The organism is Methylorubrum extorquens (assembly GCF_024169925.1).
GTDB classification, from domain to species: Bacteria; Pseudomonadota; Alphaproteobacteria; order Rhizobiales; family Beijerinckiaceae; genus Methylobacterium; species Methylobacterium extorquens_A.
Window position 1 is genome coordinate 3959142 of record NZ_JALJXF010000001.1, and the last position, 21622, is coordinate 3980763.

General features: G+C 69.3%; 18 protein-coding genes. 10 read left to right on the forward strand and 8 right to left on the reverse strand.

Features of this window, described 5'->3' with window-relative positions:
* Positions 1-166 precede the first annotated feature (166 nt).
* Positions 167-1045: an acyl-CoA thioesterase gene (locus J2W78_RS18545; protein WP_253372877.1), complete on the reverse strand. Its 879-nt coding sequence runs from the start codon at positions 1043-1045 to the stop codon at positions 167-169.
* A 257-nt stretch (positions 1046-1302) separates the two neighbouring features.
* On the opposite strand from J2W78_RS18545, the gene J2W78_RS18550 reads away from it, so the two are divergent.
* Entirely contained in the window at positions 1303-2565 is a 1263-nt protein-coding gene (locus tag J2W78_RS18550) for an FAD-dependent monooxygenase (RefSeq protein ID WP_253372878.1), read from the forward strand.
* Positions 2566-2890: 325 nt separating this feature from the next.
* Here J2W78_RS18550 and J2W78_RS18555 read toward each other — a convergent pair whose 3' ends face one another.
* On the reverse strand, positions 2891-4030 hold the full coding sequence (locus tag J2W78_RS18555; RefSeq protein ID WP_253372879.1) for an HPP family protein: 1140 nt from the start codon (positions 4028-4030) through the stop codon (positions 2891-2893).
* Positions 4031-4372: 342 nt separating this feature from the next.
* Here J2W78_RS18555 and frr point away from each other — a divergent pair, with 342 nt between their 5' ends.
* The 7 genes from frr (at position 4373) to lpxD (ending at position 13360) form a co-directional block, all read left to right on the forward strand.
* Positions 4373-4936, forward strand: coding sequence for a ribosome recycling factor (gene frr / locus J2W78_RS18560; RefSeq protein ID WP_253372881.1), 564 nt, complete (start codon positions 4373-4375; stop codon positions 4934-4936).
* Positions 4937-5006: 70 nt separating this feature from the next.
* The gene (locus J2W78_RS18565; protein ID WP_253372883.1) at positions 5007-5786 is read left to right on the forward strand and encodes an isoprenyl transferase; all 780 of its coding nucleotides are present in this window, start codon (positions 5007-5009) and stop codon (positions 5784-5786) included.
* Positions 5786-6646 carry a phosphatidate cytidylyltransferase gene (locus J2W78_RS18570; protein ID WP_253372885.1) on the forward strand — a complete coding sequence of 287 codons (861 nt, stop codon included), beginning with the start codon at positions 5786-5788 and terminating at the stop codon, positions 6644-6646. The genes J2W78_RS18565 and J2W78_RS18570 overlap by 1 nt, the downstream gene beginning before the upstream one ends.
* A gap of 14 nt (positions 6647-6660) precedes the next feature.
* The gene (gene dxr, locus J2W78_RS18575) at positions 6661-7839 is read left to right on the forward strand and encodes a 1-deoxy-D-xylulose-5-phosphate reductoisomerase (protein WP_253372887.1); all 1179 of its coding nucleotides are present in this window, start codon (positions 6661-6663) and stop codon (positions 7837-7839) included.
* A 216-nt stretch (positions 7840-8055) separates the two neighbouring features.
* A complete protein-coding gene (gene rseP, locus J2W78_RS18580; RefSeq protein ID WP_253372889.1) occupies positions 8056-9216 on the forward strand; it encodes an RIP metalloprotease RseP in 1161 nt (386 codons plus the stop codon).
* A 360-nt stretch (positions 9217-9576) separates the two neighbouring features.
* Entirely contained in the window at positions 9577-12141 is a 2565-nt protein-coding gene (gene bamA / locus J2W78_RS18585; protein ID WP_253372891.1) for an outer membrane protein assembly factor BamA, read from the forward strand.
* A 163-nt stretch (positions 12142-12304) separates the two neighbouring features.
* On the forward strand, positions 12305-13360 hold the full coding sequence (gene lpxD, locus J2W78_RS18590; RefSeq protein WP_253372893.1) for a UDP-3-O-(3-hydroxymyristoyl)glucosamine N-acyltransferase: 1056 nt from the start codon (positions 12305-12307) through the stop codon (positions 13358-13360).
* A gap of 59 nt (positions 13361-13419) precedes the next feature.
* Here lpxD and J2W78_RS18595 read toward each other — a convergent pair whose 3' ends face one another.
* Both J2W78_RS18595 and J2W78_RS18600 read right to left on the reverse strand, forming a co-directional pair.
* On the reverse strand, positions 13420-14415 hold the full coding sequence (locus tag J2W78_RS18595; RefSeq protein ID WP_253372895.1) for a WcbI family polysaccharide biosynthesis putative acetyltransferase: 996 nt from the start codon (positions 14413-14415) through the stop codon (positions 13420-13422).
* An 8-nt stretch (positions 14416-14423) separates the two neighbouring features.
* Entirely contained in the window at positions 14424-15149 is a 726-nt protein-coding gene (locus J2W78_RS18600) for a fused DSP-PTPase phosphatase/NAD kinase-like protein (protein ID WP_253372896.1), read from the reverse strand.
* Between the two features lie 137 nt (positions 15150-15286).
* Between J2W78_RS18600 and J2W78_RS18605 the strand changes: the two genes are divergently transcribed.
* On the forward strand, positions 15287-15793 hold the full coding sequence (locus J2W78_RS18605) for a GNAT family N-acetyltransferase (protein ID WP_253372898.1): 507 nt from the start codon (positions 15287-15289) through the stop codon (positions 15791-15793).
* Positions 15794-16019: 226 nt separating this feature from the next.
* Complete coding sequence (ppa, locus tag J2W78_RS18610) at positions 16020-16559, forward strand: inorganic diphosphatase (protein WP_253372900.1); 540 nt, start codon at positions 16020-16022, stop codon at positions 16557-16559.
* Positions 16560-16665: 106 nt separating this feature from the next.
* Here the strand turns inward: ppa and pyrH are convergent, their stop codons facing one another.
* The 4 genes from pyrH to J2W78_RS18630 form a co-directional block, all read right to left on the reverse strand.
* Positions 16666-17388, reverse strand: coding sequence for a UMP kinase (gene pyrH, locus J2W78_RS18615; RefSeq protein ID WP_253372902.1), 723 nt, complete (start codon positions 17386-17388; stop codon positions 16666-16668).
* A 166-nt stretch (positions 17389-17554) separates the two neighbouring features.
* On the reverse strand, positions 17555-18475 hold the full coding sequence (gene tsf, locus J2W78_RS18620; protein WP_253372904.1) for a translation elongation factor Ts: 921 nt from the start codon (positions 18473-18475) through the stop codon (positions 17555-17557).
* A gap of 145 nt (positions 18476-18620) precedes the next feature.
* On the reverse strand, positions 18621-19691 hold the full coding sequence (locus tag J2W78_RS18625; RefSeq protein ID WP_253372906.1) for a 30S ribosomal protein S2: 1071 nt from the start codon (positions 19689-19691) through the stop codon (positions 18621-18623).
* A 236-nt stretch (positions 19692-19927) separates the two neighbouring features.
* Positions 19928-21598 carry a methyl-accepting chemotaxis protein gene (locus J2W78_RS18630; RefSeq protein ID WP_253372908.1) on the reverse strand — a complete coding sequence of 557 codons (1671 nt, stop codon included), beginning with the start codon at positions 21596-21598 and terminating at the stop codon, positions 19928-19930.
* Positions 21599-21622 lie beyond the last annotated feature (24 nt).

Consider the following 21622-nt stretch of genomic DNA (forward strand, 5'->3'; position numbering starts at 1 on the left):
GCCCTCATTCAAGGACCGTGCCAAGCGGAACCATTTCCGCCTTCGCCTTGCTGCTCAGATCGTAAGCGACCTTTGGCGCCCCTTCGCGCAGCGATCCTACAAGAACTGCACTTTAAATAGGCACATCGTTTCTTCGCACGGCAGAATGCGCGTGAACCGGTCTGTTTCAGGCGCGCCGGGGACGGATCAGCCCTTCCTGTGCAACGGAGGCGACGAGCCGCCCTTCCTCGTCGTGGAACGTGCCGCGGGCAAAGCCCAGAGCGCCCGAGGCGCTCGGGCTCTCCTGCGAATAGAGCAGCCAGGAATCGGCCCGGAACGGGCGGTGGAACCACAGGGCGTGGTCGAGGCTCGCCGACTGGATGTCGGGGTCGAACACCGTGCGGCCATGGGGGATCAGCGTGGAATCGAGCAGCGTCATGTCCGAGGCATAGGCCAGCACCGCCCGGTGCACCGCGCAATCGTCCGGCAGAGGCTTCGTCGCGCGCATCCAGACATGGTAGCGCGCGGGCCGCGGGGTGCGGTCGCGATAGCGCTCGGCCTCGACCGGCCGCAGCTCGATCGGCCAGGCTTGCGTGAAGTAGGCCAGCATCGGCTCGGGCACGATGCTGGCACCATCCCGCACGAGGGCTCGCGCATCCGCGAGGTCGCCCGGTCCCGGCACGTCGGGACGACCGGCGGCGTGATCGACGCCGGGCTCCGTGACGTGGAAGGAGACCGACATGGCGAAGATCGCCCGCCCCTTCTGGATCGCCTTGACCCGGCGCGTGGTGAAGCTGCCGCCGTCGCGGATGCGCTCGACCTCGTAGACGATCGGCACCGCCGGATCTCCGCCGAGGAGGAAGTAGGCATGCAGGGAGTGCGGCGGGCGTGAAGCCTCGACCGTGCGGGAGGCCGCGACGAGCGCCTGCGCCACGACCTGCCCCCCGAACACCCGCGGCCAGCCGATGCGCGGGCTGGTGCCGCGGAACAGATCGGTTTCGAGGCGTTCCAGGTCGAGGATCGCGAGGAGCGTATCGACGGGATCCGGCCTGAGGGTATCGGACATGAGGACTTCTGCGGCTCTGCGACGACGGCATCCCCCCGGTTCGGGGCACGCCCGACGCACATAGCGGCTTGTCCGGGCGATGCCATTCCCGACGTGCCGGACCCGGCGATACCGGGCCCGGAGGTGTCAGCCGGAGGTGTCAGAGGGGAGGCCCGCGTCCCGTTGGCCCTCCCGTGATGCGTGCGGGATGCGGGCAGGCTATGGAACGGAAGGATCAGACGCGACGCCGGCCCCGGACCGGAGGAAGAGGAACGCCGATGAGCACCACGGATCGCCGCACCGGACGCCGCCTGCTCGTCGCCGGAGCGGGCATCGCCAGCCTCGTCCTGGCGGTCGCCCTGAAGCGGGCGCACGGGCCGGCGCTCGACGTGGCCGTGTGCGATCCCGGCCTGGAGGCCGGCGCCGCGCGCCATCGCGGGCGCGCCTACGCCGTCGCGGCGGGGCCGCGGCGGATGTTCGAGCAGCTCGGGCTCTGGGCGCGGATCGAACCGGCGGCGGAGCCGATGCGGCGGCTGGTCATCAGCGACAGCCGGGTCGGCGATCCGGTGCGGCCGGTCTTCCTCACCTTCGGCGACGGGACGGAGGCGCGCGACGCGGGCGAACCTTTCGCCCACATGGTCGAGGCCGAGCCGATGGTCGCCGTTCTGCTCGACGCCGCGCGGGAAACGGGCGTCCGCCTCGTCGCCCTGGGCGTCGCCGCCGCTGTTTCGGGTCCGCGGTCGACCCGGGTGACTCTGAGCGATGGCAGCGTCGAGGAGGTCGCGCTCGTGGTCGCCGCCGACGGGGCGCGCTCGGCCCTGCGCGAGGCCGCCAGCATCGGCTGGGTCGGCTGGTCCTACCCGCAATCGGGTATCGTCGCGACGATTCAGCATGCCCGCGACCATGAGGGCCGCGCCTTCGAGCACTTCCTGCCGGGCGGCCCCTTCGCGATCCTGCCGCTGAAGGCGGGCGGCGCGCTCGGCCACCGCTCCTCCATCGTCTGGACCGAGCGTAGCGCCGACGTGCCGGCCCTGCTCGGCGGGGATGCCGCCGAGACGCTGGCCGAGATCGAGCGCCGGTTCGGGGCCGAACTCGGCACCATCGCCCTGGAGCAGGGCCCGAGCGCGCATCCACTGCATCTCGGCCTCGCGCGCAGCTTTAGGGCGCCCCGCCTCGCGCTGCTGGGGGACGCCGCCCACGTCATCCATCCGTTGGCGGGCCAGGGGCTCAATCTCGGCCTCGCCGGGGCGGCGGCCCTGGCCGAGGCGGTGACCGGCGCCCTGCGGCTCGGGCTCGATCCCGGCGCGGATGCGGTGCTGCGCGATTACGAGCAGGCGCGCCGCTTCGATTCCGTAGCGATGGCGGCGGCGACCGACGGGCTCAACCGCTTGTTCTCGAACGACAGCATGGCGCTGCGGCTCACCCGCGACTTCGGCCTCGGCCTCGTCGATCGGATGCCGGGCCTGAAGCGCTTCTTCATCGGCCAGGCATCGGCGGGGCGAAGCGGGACGCCGCGCCTGTTGCGGGGTGAAGCCCTATGAGGCGCCCTTAAGGATCTCGACCGAACGGCTCGCCCCGGCGCGCGGGCGGCCCCTCGCCGGTCACGGCTTACGCAGGCGGGAGAATTGCCACGTCAGCATCATGCTCGAGGCCATCAAGGCAGCGTACAGCATGTGAAGAAGCGGACCGTCTTGCATCGGCTCAATCCTGCGGACGTGGCGGCGCCAGGGCAGGATGAGGTCTGGCAACAACCGGGCCAAACTCCGGCGGGGCGCGTCGGACGACGACGCTCCGGCGGCCGAGCGGTCGCGGGCTCGCGTGTTTCGACGGCTCGATAAAGGCGTGGCCTCGGGCCGCGTCCGCCGCCTACGGCGAAACTGGATCGGGCAGCGCGAACGCCTTGGCGGAGAGCAGGCGCGTCAGGGTCGCGAGCAGATCGGTCTGGGTGATGATCCCCAGCACGCGCCGGTCTTCTGCGGTAACGACGACCGCGTGGGCGTGACCGTCCGTCAGGTCGCTCACCAACGCGATCACCGGGTCGTCCGGCCCGGCGGTTCTGGCCTCGGACATCACCTGCGCCAGTCCCACCTCGCCGTGCAGCGTCAGCTCGCGCAGGCCGATCGTGCCGGCGAGCCGGCCTGCCCCGTCGATGACGGGAAGCGTCCTGATGTTGTGGGCGATCAGAAGCTCACATGCCCGCTCGGCGCTGCCATCGAGCCCGATGGTGACGACGTCGCGTGACATCACCTCGCCGCAGGTGAGATCCCCCCGTGCGCGCACGAGCGCGTGGCGTTCGACCTGCCGGAGCAGGCGGTCGAGATCGGCGCGGTCGATGTCCAGCGTCTCGTCCAGAGCGACCAGGGCCGCATCGACGTCTTCAGGCCGGAAGCCGACCCGGAGCGGGGCCGGCAAATCCCCCGTCCCATGCGTGTTCACCGGCGGGGCGACCGCAACGTGCGGGTAGTTGCGGCGCGACAGCTTGTGAAAGCCGATGCCGAGCGCGACCAGAATGACCGAGTTCAGCCCGACTGGGAAAAGCGGGAACAGGAAGCCCGCCGACGTGACCGCCGGGCCGCCGATGAGCGCGGTCAAGGCGGCGGCCCCGCCGGGCGGGTGAAGACACCGGGTCAGCGACATCGCCGCGATCGCAAGGGAAACGCCGACGCCGATCGCAATGACGGGATCCGGGATGAGGTACGCGGCGAGCACACCCATGACGGCGGAAATGGTGTTGCCGCCGATGACCGACCAGGGCTGGGCGAGCGGACTGGCGGGCACGGCGAAGATCAGCACCGCCGACGCCCCCATCGGCGCGACGATCAGCGGGATGTGGGGGCCTTCTCCGAAGAACCAGCCGCAAACGAGGCCGGTGAGCGTGATGCCCGCAAGAGCACCCAGGCACGCGATCAGACGCTCACGCAGGGTCGCCCCGGCCAGGATCGGCCTGAACAAGCGAACTCCGTGCGATCGTGCGGCGCGTTGATCCGGGCCACGGGGGTTGGACATCCGCGCGCGTTCCTCAGTCTCTCGATCGATGCCAGTGAACGCGAACTCTCCGGGCAGATTCCCCACCGACCCGTCCCACGCACTGGTATACCACATACAAGCTGATGGATCGTCACCGGAATTGCAACATGCATAGGCATGCTGCCCTTCAGCAAGGCATGTCGGGCCGGGCTTGCACCGCGAAGGATACAGTGCCGCCGTCCCACGGCCGCAGCGCCTGAAGCCAACGCGGGCTCTCAACCGCATTTGCGGCCACCCAATTTTTCGTTCATGTAGCGGCACCGCGCGCCGGGCGCGTCCGCGCGCCGATCTGCCACCCGAACGCATCGGGACTTTGAACCTATGGCCACACCGGAATTCGACCTGGGCGACATCAAGCGCCGCATGCAGGGTGCTGTCAGTTCTCTGAGCAAGGATCTGGGATCGCTGCGCACGGGCCGCGCGACACCGAGCCTGCTCGATCCGATCCAGGTCGAGGCCTACGGCTCCTCGATGCCGATGGCCCAGGTCGCGACCGTCAGCGTGCCGGAGCCGCGGCTTCTCTCGATCTCGGTCTGGGACCGCTCGATGGTCACCAACGTCGAGAAGGCCATTCGCGAATCCGATCTCGGCCTCAACCCGATGACGGAAGGCCAGACCATCCGCCTGCGCATCCCCGAGATGAACGAGCAGCGCCGCAAGGAAATGGTCAAGGTCGCCCACAAGTACACGGAGGAGGCCCGCGTCGCCGTGCGCCACGTCCGCCGCGACGGGCTCGACATCCTCAAGAAGCTGGAGAAGGACGGCGCCATCAGCGAGGACGACGAGAAGCGTCAGGCCACCGAGGTGCAGAAGGCCACCGACGACGCGATCAACGAGATCGACGGCGTGCTGGCGAGCAAGGAAAAGGAAATCATGCAGGTCTGACACCCGGCCTGCATTGAACGAAGACGGGTGGGGCCGCGCCGAACCGCGGCGGCGAGAGGGGGAGGCTGCGTTGGTTCGCTCGGAAGGCGCGCGGCAGATCGGGGAGGCGGCCGGAGCCGCCCCCGGAAGCGCGGGACAGCCGGCGCCACGCCACGTCGCCATCATCATGGACGGCAACGGCCGCTGGGCGGCAAGCCGAGGGCTGCCCCGCTTCGAAGGTCATCGCCGCGGCGTCGAGGCGGTCCGCCGAACGGTGCGCTCCGCGATCACCCTCGGCATCGACTACCTCACGATCTACAGCTTCTCTTCCGAAAACTGGCGCCGCCCGCCTTCGGAGATTTCCGAGCTGATGGGCCTGCTCAAGCTGTTCGTCCGCGGTGATCTCGCCGACCTGCACGCCAACAACGTCCGCATCCGGATCATCGGCGACCGTGCCGACCTCTCGGCGGACATCAAGAGCCTGCTCGACGAAGCAGAGGCGCGCACCTGCGCCAATACCGGCCTGACCCTGGTCGTCGCCTTCAACTACGGCGGGCGTCAGGAAATCCTGCGCGCCGTACGGCGCATCGCGGCGGCAGTCGCCGAGGGGCGGCTGCAGCCCGACGCGATCGAGCTGCCGACCATCACCGAGGCGCTCGACACCGCCGGCATTCCCGACCCGGACCTCGTGATCCGCACCTCGGGCGAGCAGCGCCTCTCGAACTTCCTGACATGGCAGACGGCCTATGCCGAGTACGTGATCGAGCCGGGCTTCTGGCCGGATTTCGACCACGCCGCGTTCCTCGCCGCCGTCAGCGAGTACCACCGCCGCGACCGCCGCTTCGGCGGCCTCAGCGCCGGAGCCGGCTGATGGCGGGCGACGAAGCGGTTTCCCCGGCCCGGCGCGCGCCCTTCGCCAACCGCGAATTCGGCCTGCGCGTCGCCTCGGCGCTGGTGCTAGGCGCAGTCGTGCTCGGCACGCTCCTCGTCGGCGGCTGGGCCTTTGCCGGCGTCTGGCTGATCGCGGGTGTCGTCGGCGCCGCCGAATGGCTCGCCATGACGCGCTCCGAGCCGTTGCTGCCGCTGCTTGGGGTGACCGGGGGGACGCTGTTTGCCGTGCTCGCCACGGTGCTGCTCGGCGCGCCCGTCTGGGTCCCCGCTCTCCTCCTGGTCGCCGGCAGCCTCGGTCTCTTCGCCCTCGGGCACGGCCCGGGCCGGCGCAAGCCGATCTGGGGCCTGCTCGGCGGTGCGGTGGTCGCCCTGGTGCCGATGTTGCTGCGGATCGACCCCGCGATCGGCATCGTCGGTCCGGCCTGGATGTTCGCGGTGGTCTGGTCCACCGACAGCGTCGCCTACTTCACAGGCCGCCTCATCGGCGGGCCGAAGCTGATGCCGCGGGTGAGCCCGAAGAAGACATGGTCCGGCGCGCTCGGCGGCCTCGCCGCGGGAATCGTCGGCGGAACGCTCACCGTGCTCATCGCCCGCAGCCAGGGCTGGGACGCGCTGCCCGCCGTCTCGCTCTCCCTGGTCGCGGCGCTGAGCGGCCTCGCCTCGATCCTGTCGCAGGGAGGCGATCTCGTTGAGTCCGCCCTCAAGCGGCGCTACGGCGTCAAGGATTCCGGCCGCTCGATCCCCGGCCATGGCGGCGTCATGGACCGGCTCGACGGCTTCTTCGCCGTGGCCGGGCTCGCCGGCCTGTGCCTTGCCGCCCTGCGGCTCCTGACTGCCTGAACGGAACTGATCCCGTGAGCCTCACCGTCACCGTCCTCGGCGCCACCGGCTCGATCGGCCGCTCGACCACGGACCTCCTGTCCCAGCATGCGGGCCGCTTCCGCGTCGGCGCCCTCGTCGGCGGCAAGGATGCCGCGTCGCTGGCCAAGCTCGCCCTGGAGATGCGGCCGGATTTCGCGGCACTGGCCGACGAGAGCGCCGGCCCGGCTTTGGCCGAGGCGCTTGCGGGCTCCGGCATCCCGAACGGGGCCGGCGAGAATGCAGTGCTGGAGGCGGTCGCCCGCGAGGCCGACATCGTCGTCGCGGCGGTGAGCGGCGCGGCGGGCCTGAAGCCGACCCACGCCGCGCTTCGGCTCGGGCGCACCATCGCGCTCGCCAACAAGGAGAGCCTCGTCTGCGCGGGTGATGCCTTCATGCGCGACGCGAGCCGCTACGGCGCCCGCATCCTGCCGGTGGATTCCGAGCACAACGCGCTGGCCCAGGCACTGGGCGACGGCCGCGTGTCCGACATCGCCCGGATGACGCTGACCGCCTCGGGCGGCCCGTTCCGCACCTGGACCCGCGAGCGCATCGCCGCCGCGACCCCGGCCGAGGCCGCCGCCCACCCGACCTGGTCGATGGGCATGAAGATCAACATCGATTCCGCCTCCCTGATGAACAAGGGGCTGGAGCTGATCGAGGCCCACCACCTCTTCGCCATCGAGGCCGAACGGCTCGACGTGATCGTCCACCCGCAATCGATCGTGCACGGGCTGATCGCGTGGCGCGACGGCGCGGTGACGGCGGGGCTGGCCATGCCCGATATGCGCGTGCCGATCGCCCACTGCCTCGGCCTCGGCGACCGCCTGGAGATCGCCCGCGGCCGTCCGCTCGATCTCGCCGTCACCGGCAGCCTCACCTTCGAGCCGGCCGACGAGGCGCGCTTCCCCTGCCTGCGCGTCGCCCGCGCGGCACTCGCCGAGGGCGGCGCGGCCCCCACCGTGATGAACGCCGCCAACGAGATCGCGGTCGCCGCCTTCATCCGCGGGGCCATCCCGTTCTACGGCATCGCCGAACTGGTGGAGCGGGCGGTCGAGCACTTCGCCGCCGAGTTCCGCCGGGCGCCGGAGGACGTAGAGGAGGCGCTGGCCATCGACGCGCGGGTGCGCGCCTGGTGCCTGGAGACGGTGCCCGCCGCCCGCGCTGCGGGCTGAGGCGGAAATTAACCTTTACGAAGTGTTGTCGGGGATGGAGAGCGAGGCCCCAGGGGTTGCGCGCGCGATTAGATCTCGCGCTCGAACGTGAGGCGTGCGACGATCCGCGACTTGCCGGCCATGGGCTCGCCCTGTCAGGGCGGACGGTTGAGACTGGGACTCGCGCATGACGCGCACGGATCCCATACGTGGGTCGCGGCCTGAAGGATAACGGCCATGGAATTCTTGAGCGGCATGGGCGGCAACGCCGCCGGCTTCTTCGGCGCGGTGATCCCGTTCCTGATCGTGCTGACGATCGTCGTTTTCGTGCACGAAATGGGCCATTTCCTGGTCGGGCGCTGGTGCGGCGTCGGCGTCACCGCCTTCTCCATCGGCTTCGGCCCGGAGATCATCGGTTTCAACGACCGACGGGGCACCCGCTGGAAGCTCTCGGCGATCCCGCTTGGCGGCTACGTGAAGTTCGTCGGCGACGCCAACGGCGCCAGCGTGCCCGACCCTGAGGCGGTCGCCCGCATGAGCCCGCACGAGCGGGCGGTGAGCTTCCCGACCCAGCCCGTGGCTAAGCGCGCGGCCATCGTCGCCGCCGGCCCCATCGCCAACTTCATCCTGGCCATCGCCGTCTTCGCGGGCGCGATCTATGTCGGCGGGCGCTACGAAACGCCAGCGCGCGTCGAGGCGGTGCAGCCGAACAGCGCCGCCGCGCGTGCTGGCTTCCAGCCCGGCGACGTGATCCGCACCATCGACGGCCAGACGGTCAACACCTTCAACGACATGCAGCGCGTCGTCTCGGCCGCCGCCGGCTCCTCGCTGGCGGTGACCGTGGACCGCTCCGGCCAGGTTCAGACCCTGACCGCCGTGCCGGACATGATCGAGGAGCGCACGCCCTTCGGCCGCCACCGCTTCGGCCGGCTCGGCATCAACGGGCCGAACGCCGGCGCGGCCAAGCTCGTGCATTACGGCCCGCTCGAATCCCTGAAGCTCGGTGTCCATGAGACCGCCTTCGTGGTGGAGCGCACCTTCGACTACATCGGCAAGCTCGTCACCGGCCGCGAATCCGCCGACCAGCTCTCCGGACCGATCGGCATTGCCCGCGTCTCGGGCGAGGTGGCGCGCGTCGGCGGCGTCGGCGGGCTGATCGGTCTGGTCGCGCTCCTGTCGGTCTCGATCGGGCTGCTCAACCTGTTCCCGATTCCGCTCCTCGATGGGGGGCACCTGATGTTCTACGCCTTCGAGGCGGTGCGCGGCCGCCCCCTAAGCGAGCGGGCGCAGGAGATCGGATTCCGCATCGGGCTGGCCTTCGTGCTGATGCTGATGCTGTTCGCCGCCTGGAACGACATCCTCAATCTCGGCGCCTCGCTGAGCCAGCGCGGCACCTGATCGATACCCCTTCCCTGCCCCCTCTCCGCCCTGTATCGACGGCCCGGCGATCCCCGCCGGGCCGTTCGCTTTTGCGGTGAACGCCGCCTTACTGCGATCAGAACGCGAACCGGAAAGTTGTGTTCTCGATCATATTTACGCCCTATTCACGCTAATCTGAGATCCCGTGAAAAGGTGCTTCGTCGTTAAGTGGCGCGAAGGCCACGACCCCTCAAAATCCCGGTATGTCGGACGGCCGCCGCGTTTGCTTCGTGGGGGAATCCCGATACAAGCGTGGCCGGGACCAGAGGGCGGTGAGCCTTAAGGGCGGCTGCCTGCGGGTGCGAACCCGTGCTGAGACAAAAAGAGACGGGCGATTACATGATGTCGATGACGGGAAAGCGCCGGCGAAAGTCGGCGGAGCGTGCCATCGTTCTGGTCGCCACCGCCGCCACCGTGATCCTCGGCGGCGCGGCCGCGCAGGCGCAGCAGGTCGTCGTCGAAGGCAACCGCCGGGTCGATTCCGACACGATTCGCTCCTACGTCACCGGCACCGCCACCGGGTCTCCCGAGGAGGCGCGGCGCAACCTACTCGCCACCGGCCTTTTCTCCGACGTGCAGGTCTCCGGACGCGGCGGCACCACCGTGGTGCGCGTGCGTGAGAACAGCGTCGTCGGCCGTGTCTTCTTCGAGGGCAACAAGAAGGTCGAGAAGGCGACGCTCGAGAGCGTCGTCGAGACCAAGGACCGCGGCGCCCTGAGCCCGGCGGTGATCGCTGCCGACGTCGAGCGCATCCGCGACGTCTACAAGCGTTCGGGCCGCGGCACTGCCAAGGTCAGCTACCGTCTCGTCGACCTGCCCAGCGGACGCTCCGACGTCGTCTTCGCCATCGACGAGGGCGACAAGACCGGCATCCGCGAGATCCACTTCATCGGCAACAGCGCCTACTCGGAAAAGACCCTCAAGGGGCTGATGTCCTCGTCCGAGATGAACTTCCTCTCGTTCATCAAGACCTCCGACGTCTACGATCCCGACCGCATCTCCGCCGACCTCGACATCGTTCGCCGGTACTACCTCAAGAACGGCTACGCCGACTTCCGCGTCGTCAACGCCGACGCCCGCTACGTCGAGACCGGTGAGGATGCCGGCTGGGTCATCAACGTCACCGTCGAGGAAGGCGAGCAGTATACCGTCGGCGCAGTGGCCGTGGATCCGCGCATCGCCGGCATCGACCGCGAGGCCCTCGACGGACAGATCCGCGCCCAGGTCGGCGACGTCTACAACGCCGAGGATGTCGAGAAGACGCTCGTCGGCGTCACCAACGAGGTCAACCGCCAGGGCTACCCCTTCGCCCAGGTGCGTCCCACCGGCCAGCGCGACCGCGCCACGCATCAGGTCGCCCTCGGCTTCGTGGTCGAGGACGGCCCGCGCGTCTACGTCGAGCGCATCAACATCCGCGGCAACACCCGCACCCGCGACTACGTCATTCGCCGCGAGCTCGATCTGACCGAGGGCGATGCCTACAACCGCGTGCTGGTGGACCGCGCCGAGCGCCGGCTGAACGGCCTGGGCTTCTTCAAGAAGGTGCGCTTCTCCAACGAGCCGGGCTCGGCGCCGGACCGGGTGGTGGTCAACATCGACGTCGAGGATCAGCCCACGGGCTCGTTCTCGGTGGCGGGCGGCTACTCCACCCAGGACGGTATCATCGGCGAGGTCTCGGTCTCCGAGTCGAACTTCCTCGGCCGCGGCCAGTATGTCCGCCTCGCGGTGCAGGGCGGCCAGTTCGCCCGCGGCATCGACTTCTCGTTCACCGAGCCGTACTTCCTCGGCTACCGCCTCGCCGCCGGCTTCGACGCCTTCTACAAATACTCCGACCTGACCCGCTGGTCGCGCTACGAGACGACCGTCTACGGCGGTCAGCTCCGCCTCGGCCTGCCGATCACCGAGGAATTCGGCGTCACCTTCCGCTACTCGATCTACAACACCGAGCTTCGGGTCCCGAACACCATCAAACGGCCCTATAACGATTGCTCGGTGGCGATCCCGGGCTACACGCAGCCGAACCCTGCCGGAACGATCGACCCGTCGAGCGGCCGCGATGTGGGCGGTCTCCCGGCCTATCCGAACTGCGCCTTCGACGGCGAGGCCTCGATCGCGCTCAAGGGCCAGCAGGGCAACGTGCTGACCTCGCTCGCGGGCGTCACCCTGGCCTACTCGACGCTGGATAATCTCCAGCGGCCCACGAACGGCTTCTACGGCGAGTTGAAGCCTGACGTCGCCGGCATCGGCGGCGACTCCAAGTTCTTCCGCGTGACGGGTGACGCCCGCTACTACAAGGAACTGTGGGAGGACGTGGTCGGCTTCGTGCGCCTCCAGGGCGGTCACGTCTCGAACCTCGACGATCAGCCGCTGCGCATCACCGACCAGTTCTTCCTCGGCCCATCGCTCGTTCGCGGCTTCGCTCCGAACGGCCTCGGCCCGCGCGATATCGGCATCGCCGACGCCCGCTCCAACGCAATCGGCGGCACGACCTACTTCGGCGCCACCGTCGAAGTTCAGTTCCCGATCTGGGGCTTGCCCCGGGATCTCGGCCTGAAGGGCGCTCTGTTCGCCGATGCCGGCACGCTGTTCGGCTACTCTGGTCGTCGCAACTTCGACGTGAACGGCGACAACTTCATCAACGGCTTCGCGCCGGGATCGGGCTGCAACTACACGAACTTCGGTGCCGGCGCGATCACGGTCGAGCCTGAGTGCGTGAACGTCCGCGACAAGGCGACGATCCGTTCCTCGGTCGGTGCCTCGATCCTGTGGAACTCGCCGCTCGGCCCGATCCGCTTCGACTACGCCTACGCGCTGTCGAAGGACGAAGGTGTCCAGACGGCTCTGGGCAAGGTCGGCAAAGACCAGCTCCAGGCGTTCCGCTTCTCCGGCGGCTCGCGCTTCTGATCCTCAGAGCATTGACTTGAAAGAGCCGTGCCTGACCGTATCCCGGTCAGGCACGGCTCTTTTGCTTTGTGGCGACCCGTCCGTTTCGCTCCGAGCGGATGCCCCTTCCGGGCAAGAGCGCTATAGCGGCGCTCAGCTCCCTTCCCTGCCGGCGTCGAACCTCATGTCAGATCCCGTCTTCATCGCGCCGAAAGCCGGCCTGACCCTCGGGGCCGTCGCCGAGGCCTGCGGCGTATCGCTCCCCGAGGGCACCGACCCGTCGCAAGCGGTGACGGGCGCCGCCCCCTTGGAGACCGCGGGGCCGAGCGAACTCGCCTACATGGACAACGCGCGCTACGCCGACGCGCTGGCTACGACGCGGGCGCTGGCCTGCCTCGTCTCGCCGCGCTTCGCCCCCCGCATGCCGGCCGGCACCATCGCCCTCGTCACCCGCGATCCCTACCGCGCCTATGCCGGGCTTCTGGCACGCCTCTACGAGGAGGCGATGCGGCCGGGCTCGCTGTTTGCCGCGGCCGGGATCTCCCCCGGCGCCCATGTCCACCCGCAGGCGCGGCTGGAGGACGGCGTGCGCATCGATCCCGGCGCCGTCGTCGGCCCCGGCGCCGAAATCGGCGCGGGCACGGTGCTCGGCCCCAACGCGGTGATCGGCCCCAACGTGCGAATCGGCCGCGACTGCTCCATCGGTGCGGGGGCGACCCTGACCCATGCGCTGGTCGGCAACCGCGTCATCGTCCATCCCGGCGCCCGGATCGGCCAGGACGGGTTCGGTTTCGCCATGGGCGCGGGCGGGCATATCAAGGTGCCGCAGGTCGGCCGCGTCATCATTCAGGACGACGTCGAGATCGGCGCCAACACTACGATCGACCGGGGCGCCTCCCGCGACACGGTGGTCGGCGAGGGCACCAAGATCGATAACCTCGTGCAGATCGCCCACAACGTCGTGATCGGCCGCCACTGCGTGATCGTCTCCGGCGTCGGCATCTCCGGCTCGACCACGCTGGAGGATTACGTCGTGCTCGGGGGCCAAGTCGGCGTCGTCGGCCACCTGCGCATCGGCATGGGCTCGCAGATCGCCGGCTCCTCGAACGTCAACCGCGACGTGCCGCCGGGCTCGCGCTGGGGCGGCACCCCGGCCAAGCCCGTGCGGACATGGTTCCGTGAGATGACGACGCTCGCCCGCCTCGCCGAACGCTCGGGCAAGGACGACGCGGAGGGGTAACTCAGGGCTCCGCCCTGAAACCCGCCAAAGGGCTTGCCCTTTGGGAACCCGTTACGGGCTCAAGCCACAAATAGTTTGCGGATGTCCGGGGAGGCCGCCCAGTGCTCGATCCGGTGGCAGGTCAGGGTCTCGCGCGGCTGCCCGCGATAGATCGCGAGGCTTTCCGCGACGAACGCGTCGAGACCGAGCGTCGCGGGCGGTGCGCCCCGGCGCTGGCGGCGCTTGAACACCGTGGAGCCCGGCACGCCGTACAGCGTCGCCACCGGCGGATAGACCGGCCAGATCGCATCGTCGAGAAGCCCATCCGGTGCGTAGGCCTCGACCGCCACAGGACGCGGCGTGAGCCCGGCTTCCCGCAGCAGCCGCCCGGCGATGTCGCCCAGCACGCTGAGGCGCGGATGGTTAATGTTGTGCATGAACAGGCCGCCCCGCGACCAGCGCAGCAGATCGCCCGAGAGGTCGAAGCCGATCGCACGGCTCGATGCGATCAGGTCCGTGGCGGCCAAGCCCCAGGCATCGAGATAGCCGAGGCGCGAAAACACGTCCTCGCGGAACAGCCCGACGATCCGCTCCTGCGAGAGGCCCTGGAGAAAGCCGAACAGGGTGATCGCCGAGTGGTAGCTGCCGAGCGGTGACGGCACCAGCCTCACCCGCGCCACCGAGGCGAGGTCGCCGACATAGACCGCGTCCGGGTGGAACGCCGTGAAGACGATCGAGGGGAACAGGCGCATCCGCGGCAGCCGTTCGCGCAGCGCCTCCGAGCCACCTTCCGGGAAGAAGCCCGCCGGGAAGGGTTGGGAAAAGACGTAATCGCAATTGCCGAGCGCCGCGGCGAAGGCATCGAGGCTGCGCTCGCGCTTGCCCAGCGTGCTCATCGGGATCAGCCGCACCCGCGCGCCCGGCACGAGGATGCGCACGGCCTCCGCCACGCCCTTCGCCTGGCAATTGCCGATCACGGCGATCCGGGGACCGTTCAGGCCGGCCTCGTCCGGCCCGCGCCGTCCGATCCAGGGGGGAGACACGGCTCCGAGCAGCCGGGACAGCCTGAGGGCCAAGGCGGCGCCTACTCGCGCCGCAGCAGGCGGTCGACGACGACGTCGGACCAGAAACCGGCGCGGAAGTTCTGGGTGATCGCCTGCGGGTCGTAAGTGTGCTCGACCCACTCCAGAAAACTCTGGCCCCGCGCCTCGCCCTCGCGGAGATAGGTCGCGAAGAACGCATCGAGAATGCCGGTCTTGGCAAAGCGGAAATGGCCGTAGCGCGGCGAGAGCTGGCGCAAAGCCTCCCGCACCGGCCGGCCCTCATGCAGGATCAGGAACAGGGTCGCGGCAAGCCCGGCCCGGTCCGCTCCCGACTTGCAGTGCATCACCGCCGGGTATTCGAGGCCGGCGAAGAAGTCGCGCGCCGTCAGCAGGGTCTCGCGAGAGGGCGCCTCGCGCGAGCGCAGAACGAACTCGACGAGTTTCAGCCCCTGCCGCTCGCAGGCCTCGCGCTGGAGAGGCCAGGAGCCGTGCTCGCGTCCGCCGCGCAGCGACACGATGGTGCGCACGCCCTGGCGCTTGAACCACGCGAGCTGGTGCGGCGTCGGCTGGGCCGAGCGCCAGACGATCCCGGTGCCGATCCGGTGCCGGTTGAGATAGGCGAGACGGAAGATCCCGTGATCGACCAGCAGCATGTTCGCCCAGGCCTTCGCCCGAGAAACGGAGCCGTCGATGGGCCGCTCGAACTTCGCGATGCGGGCCATGCGCCGCGCGTAGCGGGTCTCGGGGGGAAGGAAGCGGTTGAACACGGATGGCTGCGAGAGGCGTGTCGGAGCGTCCCTCTAACAGTCCGCGATTCGGGCGACAACGCACCCCGTTTCAGGCTGTTGCCGAACCGCTCGCTTTGCCAGCATCATGCAGCATCGGCTCGCAATCGGACCACACCATGACGACGACCACGGTGAGCATCCGCCGTGCCCGCGCCGCGGACGCGGCCAACCTCTCGGCGATCTTCGACGATGCGTGGCGCGAGGCCTATCAGGGCGTGATCCCGGGGATCGCCCTGGAGCGCTTCCTGGCCCGGCGCGGACCGGAGACTTGGCGCGACATGATCGGCGGCGGGCGCGGATTCGCCGTCATCGCCTTCGGCGAGCGGATCGCGGGCTATGCCGCCTATGGCCGGGCGCGCGACCGGGCCATGCGGGCGGACGGAGAGATCGACGAACTCTATATCGCCCCGGAATTCCAGGGCCTCGGGCTCGGCACCCGCCTGTTCCGGGCGGTGCGCAACGACCTGATCGACCGCGGACTCACCCGCATCGGGGTCTGGGCGCTCGCCGACAACGCCCGTGCCTGCGGGTTCTACGAGGGCCTGGGCGGCGTGGCCGGCCCGGAATCGGTGGAGCGCGTCTCCGGCTTCGGCCTGCCGAAGATCGGCTACCTGTTCACCTGACCGCGTCGGCGCGAGAGGCCGGGATCAGGGCCGGAGAGCGCAAACCGGCGTTTTCCGCCACGAGGGAGCGGTCAGCGTACAACTTGGCCAGAGGGACGATTTCATTTTCCGCTCGCACAATCTAAGACATCGATCGATGGGTGCGGCAGCGTAAGCCGCCCCCGCACGATGCACCCGCCGGACAGGGCGACGCGTCCGACGGCCGGATTTCAGAGAGCACAGGCCCATGGACATCAACGCCATCTCGATCGGCAAGAATCCGCCGGACGACGTCAACGTGATCGTCGAAGTGCCGCTCGGCGGCGAGCCGATCAAGTACGAGATGGACAAGGACGCCGGCACCCTCGTCGTCGACCGGTTCCTCTACACGCCGATGTTCTATCCGGGCAATTACGGTTTCATCCCCCATACCCTCTCGGGCGACGGCGACCCCTGCGACGTGCTGGTGGCCAACACCCGCGCCATCATCCCCGGTGCGATCATCAGCGTGCGCCCGGTCGGCGTGCTGGTGATGGAGGATGACGGCGGCGAGGACGAGAAAATCATCGCCGTGCCCTCGCGCAAGCTGACCCAGCGCTACAACCGCGTCGAGAACTACACCGACCTGCCCGAGATCACGATCAGCCAGATCCAGCACTTCTTCGAGCACTACAAGGATCTGGAGCCCGGCAAGTGGGTGAAGGTCGTGCGCTGGGGCGACAAGGCGGAGGCCCATCGCCTGATCCTCGAAGGCATCGAGCGCGCCAAGGCCCAGAAGGCCGGCTGATTCTTTTCCGACGACGGGAGCGGGCCGCAAGCGCGCTTGCCGGCCCTGCACCGCGTTCCCCCTCTCCCCGCAAGCGGGGCGAGGGATCCAAGCAGAAAGCCGGTGCCTACGGCACCACGCGGGTCGACACCGAGCCGCCCGTCAGGATCGCGTTGATCGAACTCGGGGCGTGGACCGAACCCACGACGATGGTGAGGCGGCTCTCCCGCGCCAGGGCGAAGGCGGCGGTGTCCATCACCTTGAGATCGCGGGCGATGGCCTCGTCGTGGGTGATGCGATCGTAGCGGATTGCGTCCGGGTCGTGCTTCGGATCGGCCGAATAGACGCCATCCACCTGCGTTGCCTTCAGCACCGCGTCGCAGCGCAGTTCCGCCGCCCGCAGGACGGCCGCGGTGTCGGTGGTGAAATACGGGTTGCCGGTGCCGCCCGCGAGCACGACGACCTGCCCCTTGTCGAGGTGATGCAGCGCCGGCTGGCGGGCATAGGTCTCGCAGATGGTGGGCATCGACACGGCCGACATGGTGCGGGCCTGGACGCCCGCGGCATTGAGCGCGGTCTCGATGGCGAGCGAATTCATCACCGTCGCCATCATGCCGAGGGAGTCGCCCGTCGCCCGGTCGATCCAGCCCGCCTGGGAGATGCGCGCCCCGCGGATCAGGTTGCCGCCGCCGACCACCACCGCGATCTGGATCCCGCGGGAGATCGTGGCCGCGATGTCCTCGGCCAGGGCCGCCAGCATCGGCGGATGCAGCCAGAAGCCGTCGGGGGCGGCCAGGGCCTCCCCGGAGAGTTTGACGAGGACGCGGCGGTAGGTCGTCGTCTCCGGCATCGAAGATCCTCGTCGTCTCGGGTTCGGGGCGCCGCGGCTTCTAACAAGACGGGGGGCCGAACGTCGAGGGGCGACGGCATCGCTGCCGCCGCCCCGTATGACGACCTGTGAGGATCGGTGACGACACCGGAGCCGAGTCAGGCTCCCGAGCGTCCTCGCCGGGCCTTTAGCGCGACATGCTCGCGACTTCGGCGGCGAAGTCCGGCCCCTCTTCCTTCTCGATGCCCTCGCCCAGCGCGTAGCGGACGAAGCCCTTGATCGCGACCTCGCCGCCGGCCTTGCCCGCGGCTTCCTTGAGGATCTGCGAGACGGTCTTGGAGCCATCATGGACGAAGGGCTGCTCCAGGAGGGTGACCTCCTTGTAGTAGCTCTTCAGGCCGCTCTCGACGATCTTGGCCATCACGTGGTCCGGCTTGCCGGCGTTCTTCTCGCGCAGGATGTTGCTCTCGCGCTCGACCACGGCGGGATCGACGCCCGAGGCGTCGAGCGCCGTCGGGTTGGTGGCGGCGACGTGCATGGCGATCTGGCGGCCGAGCGTGGAGAGGAACTCGACGTCCCCCTCGGACTCGAGCGCGACGAGCACGCCGATCTTGCCGAGACCATCATTGATCTGGCCGTGGACGTAGGACGCGATCACGCCCTTGCTCACTTCGAGCTTGGCGACGCGGCGCAGGGTCATGTTCTCGCCGATGGTGGCGATCAGGTTCGAGAGCTTCTCCTGGACCGTCTCGGACGAGCCGGGGAAGGTCGCGGCCTGGAGGCCCTCCAGGGTGCCGTCGGTGTTCAGCGCGAGCTTGGCGGCCTCGCGGGCGAAGGCCTGGAAGCCGTCGTTGCGGGCGACGAAGTCGGTCTCGGAATTCACCTCGACCACCGCGGCGTGGCGACCGGCGGACTCGACGGCCACGAGGCCCTCGGCGGCGACACGGCCGGCCTTCTTGGCGGCCTTGGCAAGACCCTTCTTGCGCAGCCAATCGACCGCTGCTTCGAGGTCGCCGTTGGTCTCGTTGAGCGCGCCCTTGCAATCCATCATGCCGGCGCCGGTCTTTTCGCGAAGCTCTTTCACGAGTGCGGCGGTGATGTTGGCCATGGCGATCCTCTCGAGGTCTTGAAGCGCGGGTCTTGAAGAACGGGTCTTCAAGTGAATGAGCCCGGCGCTCTTTGAAAGCACCGGGCTTTGCAGGAAGATGACGATCGGGCCGCCGGGCGAGAAAGCCCGGCGGCGAACGCGGGACTTAGGCCGCGGCAGCTTCGACGAAGGCGCGGGACTGCTCGACCCAGCCGTCGCGGGCAAAGCGGCCGTTGAGCTTCAGGTCGGCGTCGAGCTTGGCCACGTCCTCGGGCTGCATGGCGGCGATCTGCCAGTAGTGCCACACGCCGGCATCGTTGAGCTTCTGCACGAGCTGCGGGCCGACACCGTTGAGCTTGGTCAGGTCGTCGGGCGCACCGCGCGGGGCGGCGAGCTGCTCGAAGTGCTCGGTCGACTCGGCAAGCGCGGCGACGTCGGCCTGGGCGATCGAGTCGGAGGCCACGGAGGCCGCCGCGACGTCGTCGTTGGCCGGCGGCAGCTCCTCGGCGGTCGGCTCCTCGGAGGCGCCGACGTCGAGGCCGAGCGCGCCCTGGCCGCGGCCGATGCCCTCGATCGCCGCGCGGGCGATGAGGTCGCAGTACAGCGCGATGGCGCGGCCGGCGTCGTCGTTGGCCGGGACGATGTAGGAGATGCCATCCGGGTTGCAGTTCGTGTCGACGATGGCCGCGACCGGGATGCCGAGGCGCTGGGCCTCCTTGATCGCGAGCTGCTCCTTGTTGGTGTCGATCACGAACAGCAGGTCGGGCACGCCGCCCATGTCCTTGATGCCGCCGAGCGCCTTCTCGAGCTTGTCCTTCTCACGGGTCAGCATGAGGCGCTCCTTCTTGGTGAGGCCGACGGCCCCGCCCTCGAGCGTCTCATCGACCTTGCGCAGGCGCTGGATCGAGCCGGAGATGGTCTTCCAGTTGGTCAGCATGCCGCCGAGCCAGCGGGAGTTGACGTAGTACTGGGCCGACCGCTTGGCCGCCTCGGCGATGGAATCCGCCGCCTGGCGCTTGGTGCCGACGAACAGCACGCGGCCGCCGCGGGCGACCGTGTCGCTCACCGCCTGGAGGGCGGCGTGCAGCGCCGGCACCGTCTGGGCGAGATCGATGATGTGGATGTTGTTACGGGTGCCGAAGATGTAGGGCTGCATCTTCGGGTTCCAGCGGTGCGACTGGTGCCCGAAATGGGCGCCGGCCTCGAGGAGCTGGCGCATAGAGAAATCGACGGCCATGATTTTTGGTCTCTCCGGTTGATACCGCCGCGGAGGAGTAGCTGGCCAATCGGCCGGCCACCGGAAACGCCCCATTCAGGCATGGGGCCGGCTCCGCGTGTGGGATGGGCGGGGCGTTAGCAGATGGGAGCGGATGACGCAAGGCGGGGCCGGGACGACATCCGCGTCCCAGCCCCGCCGTCATGTCGAACTCCGTGTCGCGCTCCGTCAGTCTGACGAGGCAGTGTGGCGAGGCCTCAGGCCGCACGCACCGTGGCGAGGAAGCGGAACATCTCCGTGTTCAGGCGCTCGGCCTGCCGGGACAGGTCCGACGCCGAGTGCAGCACCTGGGACGCCGCCGCCCCGGTCTCGTCGGCCGCCGAGGCGACCCCGGCGATGTTGTTCGTCACCTCGGACGTGCCGGTGGAGGCCTGACCGACATTGCGCACGATTTCCTGGGTGGCCGCGCCCTGCTCCTCCACCGCCGCCGCGATGCCGGTGGCGACGCCGCTGATCTCGCGGATGCGGCTGCTGATGCCGTCGATCGCCGAGACGGCCTCGCCCGTCGCCCCCTGGATGCGGGCGATCTGGGTCGAGATCTCCTCGGTCGCCCGCGCCGTCTGGTTCGCGAGTTCCTTGACCTCGGCGGCCACCACCGCGAAGCCGCGCCCGGCCTCGCCCGCGCGCGCCGCCTCGATCGTGGCGTTGAGCGCGAGCAGATTGGTCTGTCCGGCAATGGTCGAGATCAGCGCCACCACATCGCCGATCCGCGCGGCGGCCTCCGAGAGATCGCGGACCAGGGCGACGGTCTGCCCGGCCTCGCCGGCCGCGACCCCGGCGAGTTCGGCCGAGCCGGCGACCTGCCGCCCGATCTCCTGCACCGAAGCGCCGAGCTCCTCGCTCGCGGCGGCGACCATGCCGACATTGCCGGCCGCCTGTTCGGCCGCGGCGGCCACGGCGGTGGATTGTGCCGCGGTCTCCGTCGCGATCGCGGTCATGCTCTGGGCGGTGGCCTGCAACTCGGTCGCCGCCGCGGTCACCGTGCCGAGGATGCCGCCGACGGCGTGCTCGAAACCGTCGGCCATCTCGCGCATGCCGGCCTTGCGCTGCTCTTCCGCCGAGGCGCGGGCGAGCTCGGTCTCCTTTTCGAGCGCGCGGGCCCGCAGCAGGTTGTCGCGGAAGACGAGGACAGTCGCGGACATCGCCCCGATCTCGTCGCGCCGCTGAGCGAAGGGGATCGGCGCATCGGTGTCGCCGCCGGCCAGACGGCGCATCGCCGCCGTCATCCGCTCGATCGGGCGCGACACGCCGAGGAAGGAGAAGATCATCGCACCGATCGCCGTCAGCGTCGTGACGCAGAGCGCCACCAGGGTGACCTTCACCGCCGTGGCTTGCTCGGCACGGATCGCGGCGTCGGCAACCTTGCTTGCGGCCATGTTGACATCGACGAGGGCCCGCGCCGCCTCGGAGACGGCGAGGTAGCGTGTGTTCATGGGGCCGCGGAAATAGTTGAGCGCTTCATCCTGCTGGTCGGGCCGGAAGGCGCGGAGGCGGTCCCAATCGGGCTTCAACTGCTCCAGCTTGGCCAGAAGATCGTTATAGACCTGCTGCTCCTCGGGCGAGGAGATCAGCCTCCGATAAGCTTCGACCTTGGCATTGCGGTCGCGCATGAAGGTCTTGACCTTCTCGCCGCTGTCGGCCCGCGCGGTCTCGCTCTCGGCCGTCACGTAGCGGAACTGCCAGAGTCGCGTCCGAATCACGAACGCGTTGATGGTGTGGGCCTCGTTGATCGACGGGATCGTGCTGTCCAGGATCTCCGATGTCCGCTCGCCGATCGCGTCGAGCTTGACCAGGGCAAGCACGCCCTGCCCGACGGCGAACAGCAGCATGAGTGCAAACAGCCCCATGAGGGTGCGCTTGAGTGTCATTCTCACGGGATACCTGCGTCGAAG

Bases quoted from the DNA above. Each gene is read 5' to 3' on its own strand.
- J2W78_RS18545 (WP_253372877.1), bottom strand. From the start codon at position 1,045: ATGTCCGATACCCTCAGGCCGGATCCCGTCGATACGCTCCTCGCGATC.
- J2W78_RS18550 (WP_253372878.1), top strand. From the start codon at position 1,303: ATGAGCACCACGGATCGCCGCACCGGACGCCGCCTGCTCGTCGCCGGA.
- J2W78_RS18555 (WP_253372879.1), bottom strand. From the start codon at position 4,030: ATGTCCAACCCCCGTGGCCCGGATCAACGCGCCGCACGATCGCACGGA.
- frr (WP_253372881.1), top strand. From the start codon at position 4,373: ATGGCCACACCGGAATTCGACCTGGGCGACATCAAGCGCCGCATGCAG.
- J2W78_RS18570 (WP_253372885.1), top strand. From the start codon at position 5,786: ATGGCGGGCGACGAAGCGGTTTCCCCGGCCCGGCGCGCGCCCTTCGCC.
- rseP (WP_253372889.1), top strand. From the start codon at position 8,056: ATGGAATTCTTGAGCGGCATGGGCGGCAACGCCGCCGGCTTCTTCGGC.
- bamA (WP_253372891.1), top strand. From the start codon at position 9,577: ATGATGTCGATGACGGGAAAGCGCCGGCGAAAGTCGGCGGAGCGTGCC.
- lpxD (WP_253372893.1), top strand. From the start codon at position 12,305: ATGTCAGATCCCGTCTTCATCGCGCCGAAAGCCGGCCTGACCCTCGGG.
- J2W78_RS18605 (WP_253372898.1), top strand. From the start codon at position 15,287: ATGACGACGACCACGGTGAGCATCCGCCGTGCCCGCGCCGCGGACGCG.
- ppa (WP_253372900.1), top strand. From the start codon at position 16,020: ATGGACATCAACGCCATCTCGATCGGCAAGAATCCGCCGGACGACGTC.
- pyrH (WP_253372902.1), bottom strand. From the start codon at position 17,388: ATGCCGGAGACGACGACCTACCGCCGCGTCCTCGTCAAACTCTCCGGG.
- tsf (WP_253372904.1), bottom strand. From the start codon at position 18,475: ATGGCCAACATCACCGCCGCACTCGTGAAAGAGCTTCGCGAAAAGACC.
- J2W78_RS18625 (WP_253372906.1), bottom strand. From the start codon at position 19,691: ATGGCCGTCGATTTCTCTATGCGCCAGCTCCTCGAGGCCGGCGCCCAT.
- J2W78_RS18630 (WP_253372908.1), bottom strand. From the start codon at position 21,598: ATGACACTCAAGCGCACCCTCATGGGGCTGTTTGCACTCATGCTGCTG.